A 22,308-nucleotide genomic window follows, 5' to 3' on the forward strand; every position below is an offset into this window, starting at 1 on the left:
TCAGTCCGCCGGCACCACCACTGTGACGCGCTGCACCAGGTTGTTCGCGAACCCGCCCCGGTTCCACGGCTGCTCCACCGGCTGCGTCCGCCCCGAGGCGTCCGTCGCCCGGGCCCCCAGCACGTGGCGCCCCGGCGTCGCCGCCCAGTCCACCGACCACCGGCGCCACGCCCACCCACCACCGGTGGGCTCGTCCAGGGTCGCCGCCACCCACGTGTCGCCGCCGTCGAACGTCACCTCCACCGACGTCACCGGCCCGTGCCCCGACCAGGCCCGACCGTCCACCGTGCACCGGCCCGCCCGCACCACCCGGGTACGGGACATGAAATCGGGAAAGCCGGGCGGACGCACGAGCGCGCGCGGCTCGATCCGGGTCACCGGCACACCCGGGTCGTCGGCGTCGGCCCGCAGCCGGTAGGCCACCGCGTTCTGGTAGCCCTCGAAGGGCGCGGTCGTCACCCGGATGTCGCGCAGCCACTTGACGTGCGCCATGCCGTACCAGCCCGGCACGATCAGCCGCAGCGGGGCACCGTGCTGCGGCAGCAGCGGAGCGCCGTTCATCTCGTACGCCAGCAACACCTCCGCGCGCAGCGCGTCGGCCACCGGCAACGCCCGCTGGTAGTCCTGCTCGACGCCGCGCTCCACCCCGTGGTCGGCGCCGGTGAAGACCACGTCCACCGCGTCGTCAGCCAGGCCGGCGTCCCGCAGCAGCGGGGCCAGCGGGGTGCCCGTCCACTCGGCGTTACCCACCGCCTCCACCAGCCAGGGCTGGCTGACCGGGCGCGGATGCAGCAACGCCCGCCCGTTGCCGGCGCACTCAAGCGTGACCTGGTGGGTGACCCGGGGACGCGCCCGCAGCGCCGCCAGGTCCACCCGGAGCGGACGCTCCACCGCCCCGGACACGGTAAGCGTGTGCGCGTCGTCGTCGGCGTCCGGGATGTCGTAGTGGATGAGCAGATAGTGCAGGCCCGCCGGGGTCACGTCGTAGCGCAGCGCCTCCAGCGGGATGCCGTGGTTGCGCGCGGCGAGCTGAAGCTCCTCGGCGCTGATCGCCTCGTCCGGCCCGGCGACCCGGCCGGGCCGGCTGACGTCGTCCACGGTGGTCAACGCCGCTCCAACTCGTCGTAACCCACGAACTCGAACATCCGCGCGCCGCGCGCCAGCGGTCGGGGCGTGCCGGTGAAGCGGTGCGCCCCGACGCCCACGCCGTCGGCCGGGCTGCTCACCACCACCGGGACGAAGCCCTCCTCGGCGAACCAGGCGCAGATGGTGGGCACCAGGTCCGGCTCCCGGCGGTGCCGGGTCCACAGCACGGTGCCGCCGGTGGCGCAGAGCGACGCGCAGTGCCGCACCGTCGAGCGGATGCCGTCGTCGTCGATGTTGCCGAAGACGCCGCAGACCAGCACCAGATCCGCCGGCGTCAGGTCGGCGTACCTGTCGGTCACCGCCGCGTCACCCGTCACCACCTCCACGCCGGTCAGCCCGGCGTCCGCGGCGGCCCGGCGGGCCAGGTCGGCGTTGCGCGGGTCCAACTCGACCAACCGGGCGGTCACGTCACCGCCGCGCGGGTGCGCGGCGAGCACCGGGATCAGGTCGCGGCCCTGACCGGCGCAGAGGCTGACCGCGCGCAGCGGGCCGGACGGCGCCGCGTCAAGCGCCTCGACGATCCGCTGCCGCACCTCGTCGAGCCGTCGGGACAACGCGGAGTCGGGCTGGTCGTAGTCGCGATGCCAGTCCAACCAGTCCTTTGTCACGCGGCCAGCATAGGCGGCCCGGCCATAGCGCATCCGCCCCGATTTCGGGGGCTGTCCACAACCCGGTGTCTGTCCACAGCGTCGATCCCGGCCGGTGGCCTCGCGTCCGGCCGGCCGGGCAGAGTGCGCGGCATGAGGTTTCCGCCCGGCCCGGCCCTGCTGCTGCTCCTGCTCCTCGTGCCGGGCCTGCCGGCCGAACCCGTCGCGTCCCCGGCCGGTCCGGCGCTGTCCGCGGGTCCGGCGTCGTCGCCGCCCGCAGTTCCGGCGTCGTCCGCGTCGTCGCTGCCCGCGGTTCCGGCGTCGGCCGTGGGAGCGCCGCCGTCGGCAGCTCCGGTCCCGTCCGCGGCGTTGCCGCCGCCGGCAGGCCCGGTGCCGTCGGCCGCGTTGCCCCCGGCTACGAACGCGGCGCGCTTCCGGTGGCCGCTGCCCGGCCCGCCCCGGCTGGCCCGGCGGTTCGACCCGCCACCGGAACCCTGGCTGCCCGGGCACCGGGGCGTGGACCTGGCGGCCGAGCCGGGCGCCGCGGTGCACGCCGCGGGCGGCGGAACGGTCCTCTTCGCCGGCCCGGTCGCCGGACGGCCGGTGGTCACCGTCGGGCACGGCGACGGGCTGCGGACCACCTACGAACCGGTCCGGTCCCGGCTCGCGGCCGGTGACCGGATCGACGCCGGCACCCCGGTCGGTGACCTGCTCACCGGGCACCCCGGCTGCCCCGTCGTGGCGTGCCTGCACTGGGGGCTGCGGCGCGGCGACGACTATCTGGACCCGCTCAGCCTGCTCGGGCTGGGCCGCGCCCGCCTGCTGCCACTCGACCCGGACGACCGGGCTCAACCCTGGGCGAGCAACGCGGGCAGCCGCGCCGCCAGCCGGTCGTACTCCTCGGGACTGTTGTAGACCTGGCCACACAGCCGCAGATAGCCGCGCCCGTTCCAGCCGGCGACCGACACCTCCGCGCCGAGTCGGGCCGCGATCTCGGCCCGCAACGACCGGGCGGCGTCCAGCGTCGTCGCGACGCCCGGCGGCAACGGCACGAGCCGCATGGCGACCGCCGGTCCGCCGGGCGCGAGCAACCGCTCCGGCGCCACCCCCAGCGCGTCCCCGACGACCCGTTGCCCGTACGCGGCAAGCGCCGCGTTGTGCGCCCGGACCCGGTCCACACCGAGGCTACGCAGCGTGAACAGACCGACCGGGGCGGCCAGCCAACCGGTGTAGTCGAGAGTGGCCTGCCACTCCACCCGGGTGGGAAACCCGCTGCCCTGCTCCCACGAGACGACGAGCGGCTGGATCCGTTCCCGCCACGGCTCCGCCACCACGAGCGCGGCGGTGCCGCGCGGCGCGTACGCCCACTTGTGCAGATTGCCGACCCAGAAGTCGGCGCCGACCGACGCCACCGTGGTCGGCAACATGCCGGGCGCGTGCGCCGCGTCCACAAGCACCGGCACGCCCCGCTCCCGCGCCACCGCGGCGAGCGCAGCCGCCGGGAACAGCCGGGCGGTCGGCGAGGTGAGCTGGTCGACGATCAGCAGTCGGGTCCGCCCGGGGCGCAGCCCGGCCCGGACTATCTCGACCACCTCCTCGTCGGTGGCGGTCAACGGCACCGGCAGGGTCCGGGAGACCGCCCCGGTCCGCTCGCACTCCCGCGCCACCGACAGGGCGACCGCACCGTACCCGTGGTCGGTGGTCAGCACCTCGTCACCGGGGCGTAGCGCGAGCGACTGAAGGACCACGGCCGCACCGGCGGTTACGTTGCCGACCAGGGCGGTGCCGTCCGGGTCGGCGCCGAGGAAGGTGGCCAGGTGCCGCCGGGCGTGGCTGATCCGGTCGACCAGGCCCGCGCTGAAGAACCGCAGCGGATTGGCCTCCATCTCGTCGCGCAGGCGCTGCTGGGCGCGTTGCACGGCGATCGGCACGGCGCCGAACGAGCCGTGGTTGAGATGGCTGACGGACGGGTCGAGGGAGAAGAGCAGCCGAGCCCCGGGGATCGGCTCGGGCGGCTGCGGCACCGTCATCCGTCGATCCTAGCCCGCCGTGGATCATCGCCTCGCCGCTTCGGTCAGGCCCGCGGATGCGCCTGCCGGTAGGCCGCCCGCAGCCGCTCGACCGAGACGTGCGTGTAGATCTGGGTGCTCGCGAGCGACGAGTGCCCGAGCAGCTCCTGCACGGCGCGCAGGTCCGCGCCGCCTTCGAGCAGGTGGGTGGCGGCCGAGTGGCGCAACCCGTGCGGGGTCACCCGCGGCACCCCGGCCGCGTCGGCCCAGCCGGCCACGATCCGCCGCGCGGTGGTCGGGTTGAGCCGTCCACCCCGGGTGCCGAGCAGCAACGCGCCGCCCGATCCCGGCGTCGCCAGAGCCGGCCGGCCCGCGCTCAGCCACACGTCCAGCGCCCGCTGCGCCGGCACCCCGTACGGCACCGCCCGCTCCCGCCCGCCCTTGCCCAGCACGCGCACCACCCGGCGGCCCTGGTCGACGTCCGCGACATCCAGGCCGCACGCCTCGCTGATCCGGACCCCGGTGCCGTAGAGCAGTTCGAGCAGCAGCCGGTCCCGCACCAGGACCGCGTCGTCAACGACACCCGGTGCGCCGCCCCTCGCACCGTCGCCCGCCCCCGTATCGCGAACGGACCCAGGGCCGGCGTTCCTCGTTCCGCTGGCGTTCCTCGTTTCGTCGGCACGTGCCGTGGCGGCGCGGTTCGGCGTCCGGGTGGCGGTGCCGTGCGCCGGGGCGTCCATCAGCGCGGCGGCCTGGTCGGCGCGTAGCACGGTGGGCAGTTCCCGGCGCGCCCGAGGGCTGGCCAACGGCGCGGCGACGTCGGCGGGAAGCAACCCGGACCGGTGCGCCCAGGCGCTGAAGGTGCGCGCGGCGGCGGCGCGTCGGGCCATGGTCGTCCGGGCGGTCCCCATGGTCCGCTGCTTGGCCAGCCAACTGCGCAGCACCGCGAGATCCAGCGCGGCCGGCTCCGTGCAGCCCATCCGCACCGCGTGGTCCAGCAGCGAGACGAGATCCGTGACGTACGCCCGGACGGTGTGCGCCGAGCGGTTGCGCACCCGGGCCAGGTGGTCGGCGAAGTCGTCCACCGCCTCGCGCATCGGCGTCGGCAACTCCTGGTGCGCGACCCGCGTGCCGCGCCGCCGCTCACCCATCTGAGGTCTCCGCCCGCGCCCGGCGCATGTGGTAGCGCCGACCGGGTCGGGTGCTGTGGTCGGACACCGGTCCAGACTACGGGCGGAGCCCGCCCCCGCCCGGGGACGACCGGCCCGCGCTCGTCACCAGCGCGATGGCCCCACCCGCGGCACCGGGCGGCCACGTGGTGTCGCACGCGAGTCGCGGTGTCGCCCGCAAGACCCGGCGGCTCGATCCTGGTGCCCCCGACCGTCACGGCCCGCCGCCGTCGGCCGCCGTCACTGCCCGCCGCTGGCCGTCGTCGCCGGCCGCCGCCGCCATCGCTGGCCGCCGTCGCCGTCGGCCGCCTGTGTCAGCCGACCGCCGTCGAGTCCTACCGTCTGGGTGCGTTTGTTGCCGCCTGGACGACAACAGGTGCACCCCAATCCGGAAGACAACCGGTTACGCCGAACGGGGGGTGGCCCGAGGGGCTCTGGACAGGGGAAACTCGTGTGGGGGAAGAGGTCGGTGCCGGTCAGATCGGGCCGGCTTGGCCGGGCCGGGCGTCCCCGCGACGGTGACGCCGGTGCGAGGAGGGACCGGGCGTGGGAGTGGATGCCGTCCTCTACCGGCGGGTGCGGGTCGGGGCGGGCCGCCGAGGGCCGTCGTACGTGTCGATCGAGGTCGTGGCGGACCGGCAGGACGTGCTGCTCGACCTGCTCACGCGGGTGCGGGGCGGCGGGCGTACGCCGCTGCTGGACCGCGTCGAGCCGCTCGGTGAACTGACCGTGGACGCCGGACAGGTGCCGCACCTGCTCACCGAGCTGCGCTGCCTGCTGGAGGCGGCCCGGGCGCCGTACGAGGTCGACCAGATCCGCCGGCTTGCCCGGCTCGCACACCGCTGCCTGGAGGGCCGCGACGTCGAGCTGCGGTTCGAAGGCGACTGACGCCACCGGCGCGCTCACCGGCCGGCCCCGGCATCACGCCGGATGTCCATCGGCGGGGCCGTGTGGTGCCGCGCGTCGGTCGGCCGGGGCGTGTCGCGCGTGGCGGTCGGCGGGGCAGTGCCGTGCCGTGGCGGTCGGCGGGGCGGTACCGTGCCGCGCGTCGGACGGCCGGCGAGCGCCGCGTCCGTCGTCGGTCGGTGCCAGCGCGTAGCCGTCGTCGCGGCGTACCACCAGGGCCAACTCCTCCAGCATGGACAGCTTGCGCATCGCGGTGCGCAGGTCCACGCCGGCCCGCGCCGCGATGTGCTCCAGGTCGATCGTCCGGCGGCGGGGCATCGCCTCCAGCACCTGGGCAGCATCGTCGTCGAGCCGGTCGCGCGGGCGCTCCGGTCCGCGCGCGAGGGGCGCCAGGTCGTACCCGATCCGGCCCACCTCCTCCAGGACGTGCGCCGCGTTGGCGACCAGCCGGGCTTCGGGTTTCTCGCGGAGCACCTGGTGCCCGCCCACCGACAGGGCGGACGTGACCGGCCCCGGCACCACCATCGCCGGACGCTTGAGGCCGAGCGCCCGGTTGAGGGTCTGGGTGGCACCGCTGCGCGCCGCCGCCTCGACAAGCACCGTGCCCAGGGTCGCCGCGGCGATGACCCGGTTGCGGATGAGGAACCGTGGACGCAGCGGCTCCGCGCCCGGCATCCATTCGCTCACCAGCAGGCCGGTCTCGGCGATCCGGTCGAACAGCGCGGCGTTGCCCATCGGGTACGGGCGGTCCAGCCCGCAGGCGAGCACGGCGACCGTGCGCCCGCCGGCGGTCAACGCCCCGCGGTGCGCCGCCGAGTCGATGCCGAACGCCCCGCCGGACACCACCGTCCACTCCCGATCCGCGAGCCCGTAGCCCAGCTCAGTGGCGACGTGCGAGCCGTAGGGGGTGGCCGCCCGGGCACCGACCACGGCAACCGAGCGCTCCAACGTCTCGCCGAGCGGCCAGCCGCCGCGTACCCAGAGACAGAGCGGAGGGTCGGTCTCCACATCGACCCGACGGGTGGCCTCGGGCAGCCGCAGCTTGCTGAGGTCGGCGACCCGCGTCGGCCACTCGTCGTCCTCCGGGGTGACCAACCGCGCCCCGATCCGTTCGGCGCGCGCCAGCGCCTCCGCCGCGACCGCGTGGGCGTCGCCGGCCGCCGTCCGGACCGCCACGGCCGCCCGTCGTGCCCGGTCCGGCGCGTCACCGGACAGCAGCAGGTCGAGCGCGGCCACCGGGCCGTGCCGCTCGACCAGGTCGTGCACCGAGCGGGTGCCGGGCTCGGCGAGCCAGGTCAACGCGATCCGGGCCAGCCTGCGGTCGTCGTCCTCGTTCACGTGCCCTCTCCCGTCCTCAGTTGGATGGCCTCCGCGATGTCGTGCTCGTCCGGTCGATCCCGCCCGTCGAGGTCGGCGATGGTCCACGAGACCCGCAGGACCCGGTCGTATCCGCGCGCCGACAGCGAGCCGGTGTCCAGGCGGCGGCGCAGCTCCCGGGTGACCCGCGCCGGCAGGTGCCACGGCGGGCGGCGCAGATGGGGGCCGGGGACATCGGCGTTCACCCGGTGCCCGGTGGGCGTCCAGCGGTCGGCCGCGGCGCGGCGGGCCTCCACCACCCGGGCGGCCACGGCGGCCGAGGACTCGTGCGGCGCGTCCGTCCGCAGCAGCTCCGCCGCGCGTACGGGTGGCAGTCGGACCTGCACGTCGACCCGGTCGAGCAGGGGACCCGACAGCCGTCCCAGGTAGCGTCGCCTGGCCAGCGGGGTGCACTCGCAGTCGGCGTCCCCGGACGGCTTCGCGCAGGGGCAGGGGTTGGCCGCGAGCACCAGTTGCGTACGGGCCGGGTATTCCGTCGCGCCCCGGGTGCGGGCGACCCGGACCACTCCGCTCTCCAGCGGCTGGCGCAACGCCTCCAACGCGCCCTTGCCATATTCGGGGGCCTCGTCGAGGAAGAGCACGCCCCGGTGGGCCAGGGACACCGCGCCGGGCCGGGCCAGCCCGGAGCCGCCGCCGACAAGCGCCGGCACGGTGGCGGTGTGGTGCGGCGCCTGGAACGGGGGACGGCGCAGCAGCCCGCCCCCGGGTGGCAGCAGCCCGGCGATCGAGTGCAACGCGGTCACTTCCAGGGCGGCCTCGTCGTCCAGCTCCGGCAGGATCGACGGCAATCGCTCGGCGAGCATCGTCTTGCCGGCGCCGGGCGGGCCGAGCAGGGCGAGGTGGTGACCGCCGGCGGCGGCGATCTCGATGGCCCGCCGCCCGAGCGGCTGCCCGGCGACGTCGAGGAGGTCGGGGCCGGGCGGGACGGCGACGGGTGCCGGCTCGGGCGGGGCCAGCAGGGGGGTGCCGTCGCGGACGTGGGCGACCAGCCGGTGCAGGGTGTCGACCGCGTGCACCCGTACGCCGGGGATGACGGCGGCCTCGGCGGCGTTGCCGGCGGGTACCACGACGCGCGCGTATCCGGCCCGGGCAGCGGCGGCGACCATCGGCAGGGTGCCGCGGACCGGACGGACCGCGCCGTCGAGGCCGAGCTCGCCGAGGATGACTGTGGCGTCGAGGGCGACCGGCGGCAGTTCGCCGGACCCGGCGAGAACCGCCACGGCGAGGGCGAGGTCGAACGCGGAACCGTATTTGGGCAGGGTGGCGGGGAGCAGGTTGAGGGTGATCCGGCGGTTGGGCCATTTCTGGCCGGAGTTGACGATGGCGGCGCGGACCCGGTCGCGGGCCTCGTGCAGCGCGGTGTCGGGCAGGCCGGAGATGAGCACGGCGGGCAGGCCCGGGGCGAGGTCGGCCTCGACCTCGACCACGTGCCCGGCCACGCCGGCCAGGCCGACGCTGAGCACCTTGGCGTAGCCCATGTCAGAACGCCCCCCGGAGGTGCTCGACCCGGGCGTGGCCGGCGGCCGGCAGCCGGACGGAGAGCACGTCGAAGCGAACCTCGTCGGCGGTGGTGCCGGTTTCGGCGAGCCAGCGGGCGGCCAGGCCGCGCAGCCGGCGGGCCTTGGCCCGGACCACGGCCTCGGCGGGGGAGCCGAACTGCTCGGTACGGCGGGTCTTCACCTCGCAGAAGGCGAGGATCTCGCCGTCCCAGGCGATGATGTCGATCTCCCCGGCGGAGCAGCGCCAGTTGCGGGCGATCGGGCGCAGCCCGGTCTCGATCAGGTGCCGCAGCGCGCACCGCTCGCCGTAGGCGCCGACGGCCTGGTTCCGGTTCGTCATGCCGGTCAGGATGCGGGTATCGGGTCCGGCGGAGGGGGTGAGCGGAGTCCGCCTGTGGACAGAGACTGCCTTGTGGACAGAACCCCGACCGCCGGTCCGATCTGCTATGGCGAGACCGGTGGAGGCAGGTCGTCGTAGGACCGCTGAACACGTGGACGGCCTCGACGAAATGGGGGAACGCGGAGCGGCACGTCGTCCACTACGCTCCATCCGGATCTTTACGGCTGCGGGACGAGCGTTCGGGGGGGGGGGGGGGGGGGGGGGGGGGGGGGGGGGCCGGATGAAGTGGTTGCGGTGGCCGGGTCTGCTCGCTCCGACGGCGGTGCTGGTGTCGGTGCTGGTGGGCGTGCTGCTGTGGCTGACGTGGCCACGGGCGGGGGAACCGGCGCCACGCGAACGGCGGTACGAGGCGTTCACCGCCTGCCTGCTGACCGACGACCGGGGCCTGGCCGGCGCGGAGGCGAAGGCGGCCTGGGACGGCATGCAGGCGGTCTCCAACGTTCATCGGATCAAGGTGCAGTACCTGGCCGTCGACGGCCCGCAGACAACGGCGAATGCCCTGGCGTACTTCAACACCCTGGCGTTGGAGAACTGTGGGGTGGTGGTGGCGGCCGGAGCGGCGCCGGTAGCCGCGCTGAGCCAGGGCAAGGCCCGCTTTCCGGATGTTCGCTACGTGACGGTCGGGGCCGAACCGGCCGCTGCCGGGATCTCCGGCGTTCCGGCCGGCGTCGCCGAGGAGATTCGTACCGGCGTCGAGTCGGCGGTGGACCGCGCGCGAACCGGCGCTACCGCTTAATAATCTTATATACTTGGATGCTTGTGCTGACAGCAAACGTACAGGAAGACTCTGCTCCGTTGACGTGATCACGGGGGAGGGCTGCCATGGGCGGTCGGCGGCAGCATGCGCAGATGGCGGTTCCGGGCCGCCCGCGTCGCCATGGTCGGGCCGTGATGCGCCTGGCCACGGTCCTGGTACTGACGATGTTGATCAGCACGACCGCGCCCCAGGCGCCGCTACACCACCCCGGTCGCAGCGGCTTTCCCCTGTCCTGGCTCTCGGAGCTGCTGTCGGTGCGGTGGTCCTGGGCCGATCCACCCACGCCCAAGCAGCAGAAGGGCCGTTCGCCCGACCGTGGCCACTACGTGGCCGCACCGAGGATGCGGGACAACGCTCCGGTCCGCCCCGCGAAGGGCGAGCTGAAACTGCGGAAGTCGTATCGGCCCGAGACGGGTAACCGAACGACCCGGGCCGCACAGGGATTCCAAGCAGGCGTCAGCAAGCACGTTCCCGACGCGTCGACGAGCACGTCCGACGTCTTCCGGAACGCGGACGGTTCCTACACCCGCCGGGTCCACGCGTCCGCCGTCAACTTCAAGGACGGTCAGGGACGCTGGCAGCGGATCGACAACGGGCTGGTCGGCAAGGACGGGCGGCTGCGGGCACGAGCGGTTCCGATCGACGTCAGCCTGAGCTCCACGTCCGAGTCCACCGTCGACCCGCTGGTGCGGATGAGCCTCGGTGGGGGGCGGACGCTCGGCTACGACCTGGCCGGGGCTGCCGTCAGCGAGGCGGTCGTCGCGGACAACGTCGCCACCTATCCGAGCGTGTTCCCCGGTGTCGATCTCACGCTCCGCCTCAACGGCAGCGAGGTGAAGGAGACGCTCACCTTCCACTCGGCGGACGTGGCCACCGAGTATCTCTACCCGCTGCGCCTGTCCGGCCTGACCGCTCGGCTGGACGACGACGGCCAGGTGATCTTCGTCGACGAGGCGGGCAAGACGGCCGCCGTCATGCCGGTCGGCTGGATGCAGGACTCGACGGTCGACCGGACCGGCGCGAGGACGACCTCCCACGGAGTCCGGTACGACATCGTCGCCCATGGTGACGGGCAGGCGCTCAAGGTCAGCATCGACGGGGCGTGGCTCAGGGACCCGGCCCGCGCCTTCCCGGTAGAACTCGACCCCACCACCGGCACCATCGCGACGACCACCGGGGACACCTACGTCCAGTCGGGCAGCACCACGGTGCGATCCGGCGAGGACAACGTCGCGGTAGGTACCTTCGGAAGCGGCAAGGCCAAGGCCCTGTTGCCGTTTCCCACCTTCGGTGCCACCTACGCAGGCAAGCGCCTCAGCGCCGCGGACCTCAACGTCTTCATGAGCTACCAGGGCGTCGGGGGCACCTGCGCGGCCCGGAGCTTCAACGTGCATCGGGTGACTGAGATCTGGTGGGCGGCATCGGTCACCTACGACACGTTCCCCTCGTACGGCTCGTCGATCGGAACGGCATCGCCAAGCAGCACCGCCGCCTGCGGGAACAACGGCAACCCGCCGAACCGGACGGTCGGCACCTGGGTGTCGGTGCCGCTCAACGCGGCCGAGGTCAACGAATGGGTGACAGGTGAGGGCAATCGCGGGCTCGCCCTCACCGCGTCGGAGACCGACACCGCGGCATGGAAGCGGTTCACCTCCGCCAGCGCGGGCGTGAAGTGCAACAACAGCGTCTACGGCCTGATCGACTGCGGCCCGTTCATCGACGTCACCTACACCGACAACGTCGCCCCTCAGGTCGACACCCGGTATCCGTCGAACAACGCCACGCTCGACACGCTGACTCCGGAGCTGATCGCCCAGGGGCACGACTCGGACAACTGGCCGGCGAAGGGGCTGCGCTACAACTTCATCCTCTACAACGAGCAGGGGACGCAGATCACCAGCTCGGGCTGGGTCGCCGACGGAGTGTGGAAGGTTCCCGCCGGGGTGCTGGCGTGGAAGAAGTCGTACCTGTACGAGGTCCAGGCGAACGACTTCTCCTCCACCGGTCCCACCACTGCGAGGTACGCCTTCACCACCCAGGTGCCGCAGCCGGTGGTGACCTCGGCGCTCGCCCAGAACGGCGACAAGGGATATGACGGCAACGTCGGCAACTACACCACGTCCGACACGGACGCACAGATCTCCGCCGTCGGGCCGGCGCTCGCCGTCAACCGGGACTACAACAGCCTCGACACCCGACTGGACAACGCGTTCGGGCGTGGTTGGTCGTCGATCCTGGACATGGGGGCGACGGAGGTCCGGGACGCGGCGGGTGACCTGCGGACCGTCGCCGTGCGTTACCCGAACGGCCAGGAGGTGGCGTTCGGCCGCAACAACGACGGGACCTGGGTTGCCCCACTGGGACGCCAATCGGTCTTCAAGCCGATCACCGGCGGATACTCCCTGATCGACAAGGACGTGACGTCCTACGAGTTCACGCAGACGGTCGCAGCGGGCCGCTACGGGCTAACCAAGATCACGGACGCGCGTCCGGACGGGCCTTGACCTTCCGGTACGACGCCGCCGGTCGGGTGGACCGGATGACGTCGGTGGCCTCCGGGCGGACGTTGTCGATCGCCTGGTCCACCCCGCCAGGCGACACGCTGCCCCACGTGGCGAGCGTCACCACCGATCCCGTCGTGGCCACCGATGCGGCGTCGACGCAGACCTGGACCTACACCTACGACGGCGACCTGCTGACCTCGGTCTGCGAGCCGGGCACCGGCAGCGGGTGTGCCACCTACGGCTACACGTCCGTCTCGCAGCACGCCAATACCGTGCTGAACAGCGACCCGTACGCGTTCTGGCGGCTGAACGACGCCGCGGGCGCCACGGCGGCGACCAGCGCGGTGATCTCCGCCGACGGCGCGGACACCGGCTCATACACGGACGTGACCCTCGGCGGCGACGCGGCGCTGCCCGACTCGACATCCACCTCCGCATCCTTCAACGGCACCTCCTCGCTGGTGACCCTGCCGGACAAGGCGGTGGCCGAGAGTTCGTACCAGTCGATCGGCATGTGGTTCCGGACGAGCGCGCCGGGCGGTGTGCTGTTCAGCTACCAGAAGGATCCGGTGACGCCCGGCGCCTCCACCACCGCCGCCTATTCGCCCGCGCTCTACGTCGGTGCCGACGGCAAGCTCTACGGCGAGTTCGGCACCACCGACCCGGCGAACGCGATGTCGTCACCGGACGTGGTCACCGACGGCCAGTGGCATCACGTCGCGCTCGTCGGCAACGGCGCGAGCCAGCAGCTCTTCCTCGACGGCTCGCGGATCGGCAACCTGAACACTCCGGTCAACCTCTACAGCCTGGACGCCGGCAAGGCGTATCTCGGCGCGGGCTTCCTCGGTGGCACCTGGCCAGGCCGACCGAACAGCACGCCGACCGCCACGTTCTTCACCGGTTCGATCGCCGACGTCGCCTACTACAACCGGGCTCTGACCGACCGCGACGTCACCTCGATGTACGACTCGGGCCGGGCCGGGGCTCCACAGATGTCGCGCGTCACCAGTTCGGCCGGTCGGGTTCAGGCGCAGGTGGCCTACCACAGTGTGACTGGTCGGGTCAGTGAGATCACCGACGAGAACGGCGGCGTGTGGCAGGTCGGCGCGCCGACGGCGTCCGGGTCCAGCCTGGTCTACGTGTCGTCGGTGCTGGGGTCCCAGCCGACCGACTACTGGCGCCTCGGGGACACCGAAGCGCCGGCCGACGCGGTGAACGTCGTGCACAGCAACGAGGCCCGCTACAACGCGGTCACCTTCAACACCGGTCAGGCCGACACGAGTCCCTTCTCGGACACCTACGGCGCGATCTTCAACGGCACGTCCTCCTTCGTGCGGCCGTACGACCCCACCAACCAGTTGTATCCCGGGACTGACTTCCCGGGTGTCGACGAGGCCACGGTCGAGATGTGGTTCAAGACGCCGGCGAGTCACGCGGCGAGCGGGGTCCTCTACTCGTACCAGCTCAACGAGCTGAACAATTCCCCCGCCACGCCGAGCTGGACGCCCGCCCTCTACGTGGGCGCGGACGGGTTGCTGCGAGGAGAGTTCTTCAACGGCACCTGGAACGCGCCGATCACGTCCAGCACCAAGGTGAACGACGGCAAGTGGCACCACGTGGTGCTGTCGGCGTCCACCGCGCAGCAGACCCTTTACCTCGACAACAAGATGGTCGGGTACATGGGCGCGATGGTCGCCACCAACGCGCTGGTGTCGTACATCGGCGCGGGCACCACCAAGTCGTGGCCCAGCTCGTCGAGCGACGTCAGCTACTTCAAGGGCAACATCGCCGAGTTCGCCTACTACGATCGGGAACTGCCGCCCTGGGAGGTGGACGCCCACTACCGTGCCGCGAGGAGCGTCGCGCAGTCCGGGCCCACGGCGACCCTGACGCCGGTCGCCACCGTGAGCACCGTTGATCCGACAAACAAGACGGCAACCGACACCTTCGACCTGGTCAACGGGAATCGCCTCATCGCCTCCACCGACGCGCTGGGCCGGACCACCTCCTACGGCTACGACGTGGGGGGCTTCGAGTCGGTGGAGTTCGACCCGCTCGGCATGAAGACGGTGTCCGCACGCGACGTCCGGGGCAACATCATCCGCTCGACCGTCTGCCGGGATCAGATCTGGTGTGACAACACCTATTACAAATACTGGCCGGACGCGACGACGGTCAACCTTCCCCCGGATCCGCGCAACGACCAGTTGATCGAGGTACGGGACGGCCGCTCGCAGGATGCGTCGGACAACACCTACCTGACCAAGCTGGGCTACGACACCGCCGGAAACCGGGTCAGCGTCACGTCGCCGCCGGTCGCCGGGCATGCGGCCGGGCGCACCACCGCGATGACCTACTCGAACGCGTCGACCCCCGCGGTCGGCGGAGGCACCGCCCCGCCCGGCCTACCGCTCACCACGGTGTCCGCCAAGGGCGCGACGCAACGGACGGAGTACAACTCCGCCGGTGACGCCATGAAGATCACCGACCCGGCCGGACTCGTCACCGAGTTCACCTACGACGGGCTCGGCCGAACGCTCACCAAGACCGTCAAGGCCGAGGCGCCGCTGGGCGACCTGACCACCACTTACGTGTACGACGCCGCAGGGCAGGTCGTGGAGCAGACCGACCCGCCGGTCCTCAACCAGGTGACCGGCGCGGTCCACACCGCCCGGACCACCACCACCTACGACGCCGACGGAAACGTCACCAACCGCACGGTCGAGGACACCACCGGCGGCGACTCTCCACGTGCCACCAGCAGCGACTACGACACGCACGGCCGGATGGTGAAGTCCGTCGAGCCCGACGGCGCGGTCACCCTGTTCGCGTACGACGACTACGGCAACCGCACCAGCACCGTCGCGTGCGGCAGTTCCCCGCCGGCTGGGGAGTCGTGTCCCCAGGGAGACGTGCTGCGGATCAAGGCGGAGACCTACGACGCCGCCGGGCAGCAACTGACCACCACGATCACGGGCGCAGACGGCGTCAGCACCCAGGTGTCGTCGAAGGCATACTTCGCCAACGGAAATCTCGCCTCGGACACCGACGCGATGAACTGGGTCACCGAGTACGAGTACGACTTCAACGACAACGTCACGAAGGTGACCCGTACCGACGGCGTGAAGCGGTTCGTGCGGGAGGAGAACAGCTACGACGCCCTCGGCAACCTGAGCCTGCAACGGTCCGACAACGGCGCCAACTGGACCGTCTACGACTACGACGCGGCCGGCCGGCTCGTCTCCTCCACCGAGCAGCCGTTCGACCTGGAACGCGTCACCAAATATTCCTATGACGCGGACGACCACCTGGTCACCACCCAGAGCCTTGTCGGTCAAATGCAGACCCCGCTCAAGACGGTGCAGAACGACTACGACGCGATGGGGCGGGTGACGTCCGAGAGCGTCACGGTCAAGAGCGGAGCGCTGCCCACGGGTTGGTGGCGGATGGACGAGGCCGCCGGTTGGGAGGCGCACGACTCCTCACCGTCGCAGCGGATGATGTATTCCGAGTACAACCCGATCGGTCGCTCCGACGGCGCGGCCGTGTTCAACCGCACCGCCATGTACCGCACGGACCAGCCGGCGTTGAACACGACCCAGTCGTACTCGGTGTCGGCCTGGGTGAAGCTCAGTGACCTCAACCAGGACCAGGCGATCGTCGGTGAGGGCGGCTACAACAACGGGGCGTTTTTCCTGAAGTACAGCAAGTACTTCAACCGGTGGGAGTTCATCTCCGCGCTCGCCGACACCGCGTCCACGAGTTGGACCGCGGTCGCCCGGTCCAGCGCTGTTCCCGCCGTCAACACCTGGGTCCACCTGGTCGGCGTCTTCGACTCCGGCACGAAGGACATGAGCCTGTACGTCAACGGCTCGCTCAACGGCAGCGGAACGAATCCGAGCCCCTGGAACGGCATCACCCCGCTCTCCGTCGGCGGCATCCTGATCGGCCCGAACGACCTGCAGATGGTCAACGGCGCCATCGACAACGTCCAGATCTTCCAGGAGGCGCTGTCGGCCGACGAGGTCTCCAGCCTCTACGGCTCGGGCAACGGCCGTAAGGCGGCCACGACGGTGGTGCCGAAGAATCTCACCACCGACTACACCGTCGACAAGCGCGGCCTGATCACCGCCGTGACGGACCCGATGGGTAACCGGACCAGCTTCGAGTACGACTCGGCCGGAAACCTCGCCAAGGCCGTCGCCCCGTCGGTGTCCACCGAGACGTTCGGCGGCGGCGCGCCGGTCGCGGCCGTCCCGGTCTCGCGCACCGGCTACAACACGTTCGGCGAGCCGACCGAGACCCAGGACCCGCTGACCAACGTCCTCACCACCCGCTACGACGCGATGGGGCGGCCGATCAAGACGATCAGACCGTCCTACACCCCACCGGGCGGTGACCCGATCCCCGCCGCCGAGACCACGACCACCTACGACCAACTCGGCCAGGCCGAGTCGAGCACGGACGCGCTCGGCCGGACCACCACCTACGAGTACGACTCGCTGGGCAACACCGTCACGGTCACGAACCCGGCGGGCAAGGTCACCAGCGCCTCGTACGACAAGGTCGGCGACCTCATCGAGACCGTCGACCCCACCGGTGCCAAGACCACCGCCACCTACGACTACCTCGGCCGCGTCCTGACCAGCAGTCAGGTCGTGCGGCAGCCGACGCCGGCCACCAACACCACGGTCTACGACTACGGCACCGGCGCGTACGGCACGACGCCGGCGGCCGGGCCCTGGCTGCGGAAGGTCACCACGCCGGAGGGGGTCTCGACCTCCACCACCTACAACTGGGTCGGCGAGCCGATCAGCGTCACCGACGGCGCGGGCAACACGACTACCACCGACTACGACGGTCTCGGGCGGCCGGTCCGGACCGTCCTGCCCGACGCCACGAAGAAGACCGTCACGTACGACGGCGTCGGCCGCGCCGTCATGACGCAGAACCTCGATGCCGGGAACGTCGTCCAGACCACCGAACGGATGGGATACGACGACAACGACAACCTGATCTGGGCCAAGGACGCCCGGGGCACCACCACCAATTTCGGGTACGACGCCCGCGGCAACCTGACCAGCGAGACGCAGCCGGTCACCGGCACGAGCGCGATCGGCACGTCGTTCGGCTACGACCTCGCCGGCAACCGCACCCGCTTCACCGACGGCCGGGGCAACGCGTTCTGGACCACCTACAACTCGTGGGGGCTGCCCGAGTCCCGCATCGAGCCGGCCACGTTCGCGTACTCGAATGCCGTCGACCGCACCTTCACGGTGGCGTACGACGCCCTGGGCCGACCGGTCCGCCAGGACTCGCCCGGTGGTGTCAGCGTCACCAACGACTACGACGAACTCGGTCAGCTACGCCATGTCTCCGGCACGGGTGCGGAGGCGGCCACCGCGGACCGGGTCTTCGACTACGACGACGCGGGTCGCGTCACCGCGCTGTCCGTGCCGGACGGCACCAACACCATCACCTACGACGACCGTGGCCTGCCGTTGAGCATCAGTGGGCCGGTCGAGGCGAACTCGTTCACGTACGACCGCGACGGCCGGATGGCGTCACGCACCGACGCCGCCGGAACCACCGGCTACACCTACGACGTCGCCGGCCGGCTCAAGACGGTGGCCAACGCCACCACCGGCATCAACGTCGCCGTCGGCTACAACAAGACCTCGCAGCCGGCGACCATCACCTACGGCGCCGGGTCCCGCTACACATGGACCGACCAGCACACCGACGTGGTGGCGCAGTTCACCGCGACCGGCACCACGCTGGCGGGATCGACCACCTACGACCCGCTCGGCAACGTGCTCGGGACCAGCGGCATGGTCGGCAACCTCGGCTATCAGTCCGAGTGGACCGAGTCCGTCACCGGGCGGGTCAACATGCACGCCCGCTGGTACAACACCGCGACCGGCCAGTTCGACACCCGCGACACCGCCGACGTCAACCCGGTGCCCGACTCGATCGACGGCAACCGCTTCCAGTACGGCGACGGCAACCCACTCACCATCCTCGATCCCACAGGCCACTTCGGCTGGTCGTCGTTCAAGCGCGGGGTCAGCAGCGTCGCCCGAGCGGTGACGAACCCCGTCTCCACCTTCCGGGCGGCGACCAGCTACACCCGCTCCGCGTTCACGTACGTCTCCTCCGGCCGGGCCTGGAACGATGCCAAGAAGGTCACCAAGAAGGTGACCACCAAGGCTAAGAAGGCCTGGAACGTCACCAAGACGTCGTTCGAGCGCTGGAGCAAGAAAAAGGTCCAGAAGCTCAAGGACTCCTATCACGCGGCTCGGAGTTGTCTGTCCAAGGGCGTGGGCAAGTGCGTCAAGGAGACCGCGAAGAAGACGGTCAAGAAGGCGATAACCAGCGCCAAGGCGACCGTCGCGGCGATCAAGAAGGACCCGTGGCGTTTCGCTGCGACTGCTGCGGCGGGGTTGGTCGCCACCGTGGCCGTCGGCGCGTTGTGCGCCACCGGGGTCGGCTGTCTCATCCTGGCCGGTGTCGCCGCCGGTGCGTTGTCCGCGGGCACCGGCTTCATGGTGGACGTGTCCCGGGGTGACGAGGAGTTCTCGTGGAGTGGCCTGGCCGGCACGATGATCGAGGGCGGTCTCGACGGTGGGCTCTCCGCCGGCCTGAGTCGCCTCACCGGTGGGTTGGGTGCCAAGGCCCTCGGCGGTGGTGCCAGCCGGTTGCCGAGTCTCCGCAGCCGGATGCCGGGCGGCGGGTCCGTGCGGGCCGGCGGTGGTTCCGTCCGGGCCGCCGTGACGGCAAAGGGCGGTGGCGCGGGTGTGTCCGCTCCCCGCAGTGCTGGTCGCGCGCCAGGCGGAGATTCGCCTGACTACGCCCGGCGGGCCCGGCAGGACGACCCGGGCTGTCACAGCTTCGACCCGTCGACTCGGGTCCTGCTTGCGAATGGCACCCGCCGGCCCGTCTCGGACCTGAAGCTTGGCGACCGGGTCCTGGCGACGGACCCGGCGACGGGAAAGACGGCCGCGAGGCCCGTTACCCGCCTTCACCTCAACCGGGACAGTGACCTGACTGACCTGACTGTCCGTGACGGTAGGTCGGGCAAGAAGACGGTTCTCAAGACAACCGAGAACCATCCGTTCTGGGATGCCACCGACCGGCGCTGGGTGGACGCCGGGCAGTTGCGGCCAGGCCACCAGCTTCTCGTGCACGACGCCAAACGCCTCGAAGGCGACGGCACCGGCGCCGGCATGGGTGGTGGCGGCCCTGGACGTGCGGTCACCGTCGTCGCGGTCAGGAACCACAGCGGCAACAAGGAGATGCGCGACCTCACGGTCGCCGACATCCACACATACTATGTGCTCGCCGGCAACAAGCCCGTCCTCGTGCACAATGTAGGCGGGAAGAAAGGCGGGTATGGCGATGCCTGTGGTCTGTTCACCCCTGGCCCCAACGCGCATGAGTCGATTCCTGCACGTGGTCCTGAGCGTGACTTCACTGCCCAGGAGATCAGGGATGTCAATGCAATTGGTGACAAGTACGGATGTCACACGTGCTCTGCAGCCTCTTCGGGCTTTCCGAGCGGCACCTGGGTCAAGGATCATCAGCCGGTATCGACTTTCATTGTTCCAGCACGTCCGCAGTTGATTGTTCCGCAGATTCTTCTTCCGCAGTGTCGTGACTGCAGTGGCGCACAGGGCAGGGCGGCCGCTCAAATGAAGCGTGACGGCATAAACCCTTACACAGATTTCTGAGGTGATTTGATGTCTGATCAGGCCGGATTTTCTGCAACCTATCGGCATGGTGTTCCCTGGAGCACGCTTCGGATCGAAGGGGTAGGGACGTCCGGGGAGATCCCTGAGATCGACTTCTCTGAGTCACTCTTCGCCTTCAACGAAGGGTGCCTGACACTGGCTGTTGCGCCGGCGGAAGTTGAGGTTGAAATCAGGGTTTCAGACGAGGGCCCTCCTTCTGACCAAACGGTAGTCTTCGCTGGATTATTAGCGGTTCCTGATGGTGTGCTCGAGATCGGCGATCTAGTCGGTGATGACTTTGTGCACCGATTCCGAGTTCCTGCGGGTGTGACGGAGATAGTTGTCTCGGCCGACGTTCCAGAGGAGGCTATAAAGGTTGGGATAACGGTGCCGGCAATTTTAGGTGACCTGCCCTGAAGGAATGGTTATTTCAACATCAGGATGTGACGCCGGGGTGGCGGTGGAGATGGCTCGGCCGAGCCTGAGGTGGTCGGTTCTCGCCCAGGGCCCCGGCAAAGTCGTGATGGTGTCTGACCTGTAAGGCTTGGAGTAGAACCCGGTTTCCACAGATCAGGTGGTTGGCTAGTTCGCGAAATCGCGGGTTGAGCTGGGGAAACGTGGGTTGGCCCGGTGGCGGGGCGTGTCACTAGGCCGGGGTGTTCGTGCTGGTCAGGAGGTTGCGGGGGTGGCCTTGAAGGCCGACCAGGACGCCAACCGGCGCAAGAAGGGGTCGAAGGGTGGCCGGCCACCGGCCTTCGACCCGCACATCTACCAGCAACGTCACGCTGTGGAGTGCGGCATCAACCGCCTCGAACGCCACCGGGCACTGGCCACCCGCTTCGACAAACTCGCCGTCCGCTACGAGGCCACCGTGCACGTCGCCGCGATCAACGAGTGGCTGTGACCGACTTCGACACAGGCCCTAACCGCACCCCCGGCCCGAATGGCGCGGCTGGTGCCGGTCGCATACCGTGCCGGTCGTGGACGGACGACGGAGCTACCCCGAGGACCAGCAGGAACCGCGGTGGGGCGACCGCGGGTACGAGTCGGACTGGCGCGCAACGGGGGAGCCGCGCTACCGCGACGACGACTACCGCGCCCCGGAGCAGCGCGCCGGCGAGAGCCGCTACGGGGGTTACTCCGCAGCCGACCCGCTCGTCGACGACACCAGCGGTTGGCGGTCGCAGCGCCCGGACGACCCGGAGGTCTCCGGTGAGCTGCCCGGTCGCGCGGGTCGACGGGCGGCCCGGGAGGCGGCCGGCGGTGAGGATCCGCTGTCCCGCAGCGGCGTGGACGCCCTCGGCACGGCGTCGCGCGGGGCGACGAACCCGCTGGCCGACCCGATCCAGGCCGCCCGTGGCGGGGGCACCGACCCGTACGGGCTCGGGGCGCGCGGCGCGGACGGGCTGGCCGGCAGCGCCGATCCGGCTCGTCCCGGCCCGCTCGGCGGCTATCCGATCGTGGACACCGGCCGGTCGGCCGAGCCCGCCGCGACCGGCGGGACGCAGATATCCCTCGGCGGCCGGACGGATCCCGGCGCGGCCACCCCGCTGAGGGTGGGGGAGCGCCCGACCGGCGCGGCGGACCCGGCCGCGCCGGTGAACCCGCTGGAGATGCCGACCGGCCCGATGCCGGCGGTGGTGCCCCGTTCGGAGGGGCCGCCGCCGGGGGATGGCGTCTACCGGACCCGGCGTCCGGCGCTCGCGGTGCTGCTGGCGGCGTTGGTGGTGGTGCTGGAGGTGCCGGCGGTGCGGGTGTTGCTGCACGGGCTGATCGGGGACCCGGTGTCGACGTCGCACGTCGTGGTGGGCACGTTCCTGGTGGTCGGGCTGCCGATCTTCGGCGCCGGGCTGTACGGCCTGCGTACCGGCGGGTTGGCGCTCGCCGACGGCAGCCGCGGGTGGCTCCGGCCGCCGACCGCGTACCTGACCGTCGGTCTGGTGCTCTTCGTCGCCGCCGCGCTCGCGGCGCGCTGACCGCGGGGCGGTCGCCGGCCCGCTTGATCCACACGTCTACGCCGAGATGGCGGCATCCCCGCCACGGTGACACCGCCACTTCGCGAACCGGAGTGGATCAAGCGCCGGCTGGGCCGCCGCGAGGAGTGGATCAGGCCGGGCCGCCACGCGGAGGGGAAGCGCGGAAGGGACTCCGCACCCTGGGGCCGGGGTGCGGAGAGAGCGCGTACACTCGACGACGGCGACCGCCTCGTGCGGTCGACCTCGCG

Annotated in this window: 13 protein-coding genes and 2 pseudogenes; 8 read left to right on the top strand and 7 right to left on the bottom strand. The window is 71.4% G+C overall.

Translation table 11 applies throughout. The features are described from left to right. Entirely contained in the window at positions 1 to 1,098 is a 1,098-nt protein-coding gene (locus O7619_RS10995) for a sulfite oxidase (protein WP_282288765.1), read from the bottom strand. 5 nt (positions 1,099 to 1,103) lie between these two features. Continuing rightward, entirely contained in the window at positions 1,104 to 1,754 is a 651-nt protein-coding gene (locus O7619_RS11000) for an SAM-dependent methyltransferase (protein ID WP_282287421.1), read from the bottom strand. 132 nt (positions 1,755 to 1,886) lie between these two features. On the opposite strand from O7619_RS11000, the gene O7619_RS11005 reads away from it, so the two are divergent. Continuing rightward, positions 1,887 to 2,648 carry a peptidoglycan DD-metalloendopeptidase family protein gene (locus O7619_RS11005; RefSeq protein ID WP_282287422.1) on the top strand — a complete coding sequence of 254 codons (762 nt, stop codon included), beginning with the start codon at positions 1,887 to 1,889 and terminating at the stop codon, positions 2,646 to 2,648. On the opposite strand, the gene O7619_RS11010 is transcribed toward O7619_RS11005, so the two are convergent. Beyond that, a complete protein-coding gene (locus tag O7619_RS11010; RefSeq protein ID WP_282287423.1) occupies positions 2,582 to 3,763 on the bottom strand; it encodes an aminotransferase class V-fold PLP-dependent enzyme in 1,182 nt (393 codons plus the stop codon). The two genes, O7619_RS11005 and O7619_RS11010, sit on opposite strands and share 67 nt — an antisense overlap. Before the next feature lie 44 nt (positions 3,764 to 3,807). Beyond that, complete coding sequence (locus tag O7619_RS11015; RefSeq protein WP_282287425.1) at positions 3,808 to 4,893, bottom strand: tyrosine recombinase XerC; 1,086 nt, start codon at positions 4,891 to 4,893, stop codon at positions 3,808 to 3,810. Between the two features lie 564 nt (positions 4,894 to 5,457). Between O7619_RS11015 and O7619_RS11020 the strand changes: the two genes are divergently transcribed. Continuing rightward, positions 5,458 to 5,799, top strand: a complete 342-nt coding sequence (locus O7619_RS11020) for a hypothetical protein (protein WP_282287426.1) — start codon at positions 5,458 to 5,460, stop codon at positions 5,797 to 5,799. A 198-nt stretch (positions 5,800 to 5,997) separates the two neighbouring features. Here O7619_RS11020 and O7619_RS11025 read toward each other — a convergent pair. From O7619_RS11025 to O7619_RS11035, 3 genes and pseudogenes are all read right to left on the bottom strand, one after another. Further along, a pseudogene (locus O7619_RS11025) lies at positions 5,998 to 7,155 on the bottom strand (DNA-processing protein DprA); the annotation flags it as partial. Continuing rightward, a complete protein-coding gene (locus O7619_RS11030; RefSeq protein WP_282287429.1) occupies positions 7,152 to 8,672 on the bottom strand; it encodes a YifB family Mg chelatase-like AAA ATPase in 1,521 nt (506 codons plus the stop codon). The gene O7619_RS11030 and the pseudogene O7619_RS11025, both read right to left, overlap by 4 nt. Before the next feature lies 1 nt (position 8,673). Then, entirely contained in the window at positions 8,674 to 9,033 is a 360-nt protein-coding gene (locus O7619_RS11035; RefSeq protein WP_282287430.1) for a YraN family protein, read from the bottom strand. A 280-nt stretch (positions 9,034 to 9,313) separates the two neighbouring features. On the opposite strand from O7619_RS11035, the gene O7619_RS11040 reads away from it, so the two are divergent. The 6 genes and pseudogenes from O7619_RS11040 (at position 9,314) to O7619_RS11065 (ending at position 22,060) form a co-directional block, all read left to right on the top strand. After that, positions 9,314 to 9,829: a hypothetical protein gene (locus tag O7619_RS11040; RefSeq protein ID WP_282287431.1), complete on the top strand. Its 516-nt coding sequence runs from the start codon at positions 9,314 to 9,316 to the stop codon at positions 9,827 to 9,829. A 185-nt stretch (positions 9,830 to 10,014) separates the two neighbouring features. Then, on the top strand, positions 10,015 to 12,354 hold the full coding sequence (locus O7619_RS11045; protein ID WP_282287432.1) for a DNRLRE domain-containing protein: 2,340 nt from the start codon (positions 10,015 to 10,017) through the stop codon (positions 12,352 to 12,354). After that, complete coding sequence (locus O7619_RS11050) at positions 12,351 to 20,084, top strand: LamG-like jellyroll fold domain-containing protein (RefSeq protein WP_282287433.1); 7,734 nt, start codon at positions 12,351 to 12,353, stop codon at positions 20,082 to 20,084. The genes O7619_RS11045 and O7619_RS11050 overlap by 4 nt, the downstream gene beginning before the upstream one ends. Positions 20,085 to 20,093: 9 nt before the next feature. Continuing rightward, positions 20,094 to 20,501, top strand: coding sequence for a hypothetical protein (locus O7619_RS11055; RefSeq protein WP_282287434.1), 408 nt, complete (start codon positions 20,094 to 20,096; stop codon positions 20,499 to 20,501). Positions 20,502 to 20,778: 277 nt separating this feature from the next. Beyond that, positions 20,779 to 20,988, top strand: a pseudogene (locus O7619_RS11060) (IS5/IS1182 family transposase); the annotation flags it as partial. Positions 20,989 to 21,064: 76 nt separating this feature from the next. Continuing rightward, positions 21,065 to 22,060, top strand: coding sequence for a hypothetical protein (locus tag O7619_RS11065; RefSeq protein WP_282287436.1), 996 nt, complete (start codon positions 21,065 to 21,067; stop codon positions 22,058 to 22,060). Positions 22,061 to 22,308: the final 248 nt, after the last annotated feature.

This window comes from Micromonospora sp. WMMD998 (genome assembly GCF_029581235.1).
GTDB lineage: Bacteria > Actinomycetota > Actinomycetes > Mycobacteriales > Micromonosporaceae > Micromonospora.

Coding starts and splice junctions, on each gene's coding strand:
- O7619_RS11030 (WP_282287429.1), bottom strand. CDS start 8,672: ATGGGCTACGCCAAGGTGCTCAGCGTCGGCCTGGCCGGCGTGGCCGGG.
- O7619_RS11045 (WP_282287432.1), top strand. CDS start 10,015: ATGTTGATCAGCACGACCGCGCCCCAGGCGCCGCTACACCACCCCGGT.
- O7619_RS11035 (WP_282287430.1), bottom strand. CDS start 9,033: ATGACGAACCGGAACCAGGCCGTCGGCGCCTACGGCGAGCGGTGCGCG.
- O7619_RS11010 (WP_282287423.1), bottom strand. CDS start 3,763: ATGACGGTGCCGCAGCCGCCCGAGCCGATCCCCGGGGCTCGGCTGCTC.
- O7619_RS11040 (WP_282287431.1), top strand. CDS start 9,314: ATGAAGTGGTTGCGGTGGCCGGGTCTGCTCGCTCCGACGGCGGTGCTG.
- O7619_RS11055 (WP_282287434.1), top strand. CDS start 20,094: ATGTCTGATCAGGCCGGATTTTCTGCAACCTATCGGCATGGTGTTCCC.
- O7619_RS11005 (WP_282287422.1), top strand. CDS start 1,887: ATGAGGTTTCCGCCCGGCCCGGCCCTGCTGCTGCTCCTGCTCCTCGTG.
- O7619_RS11015 (WP_282287425.1), bottom strand. CDS start 4,893: ATGGGTGAGCGGCGGCGCGGCACGCGGGTCGCGCACCAGGAGTTGCCG.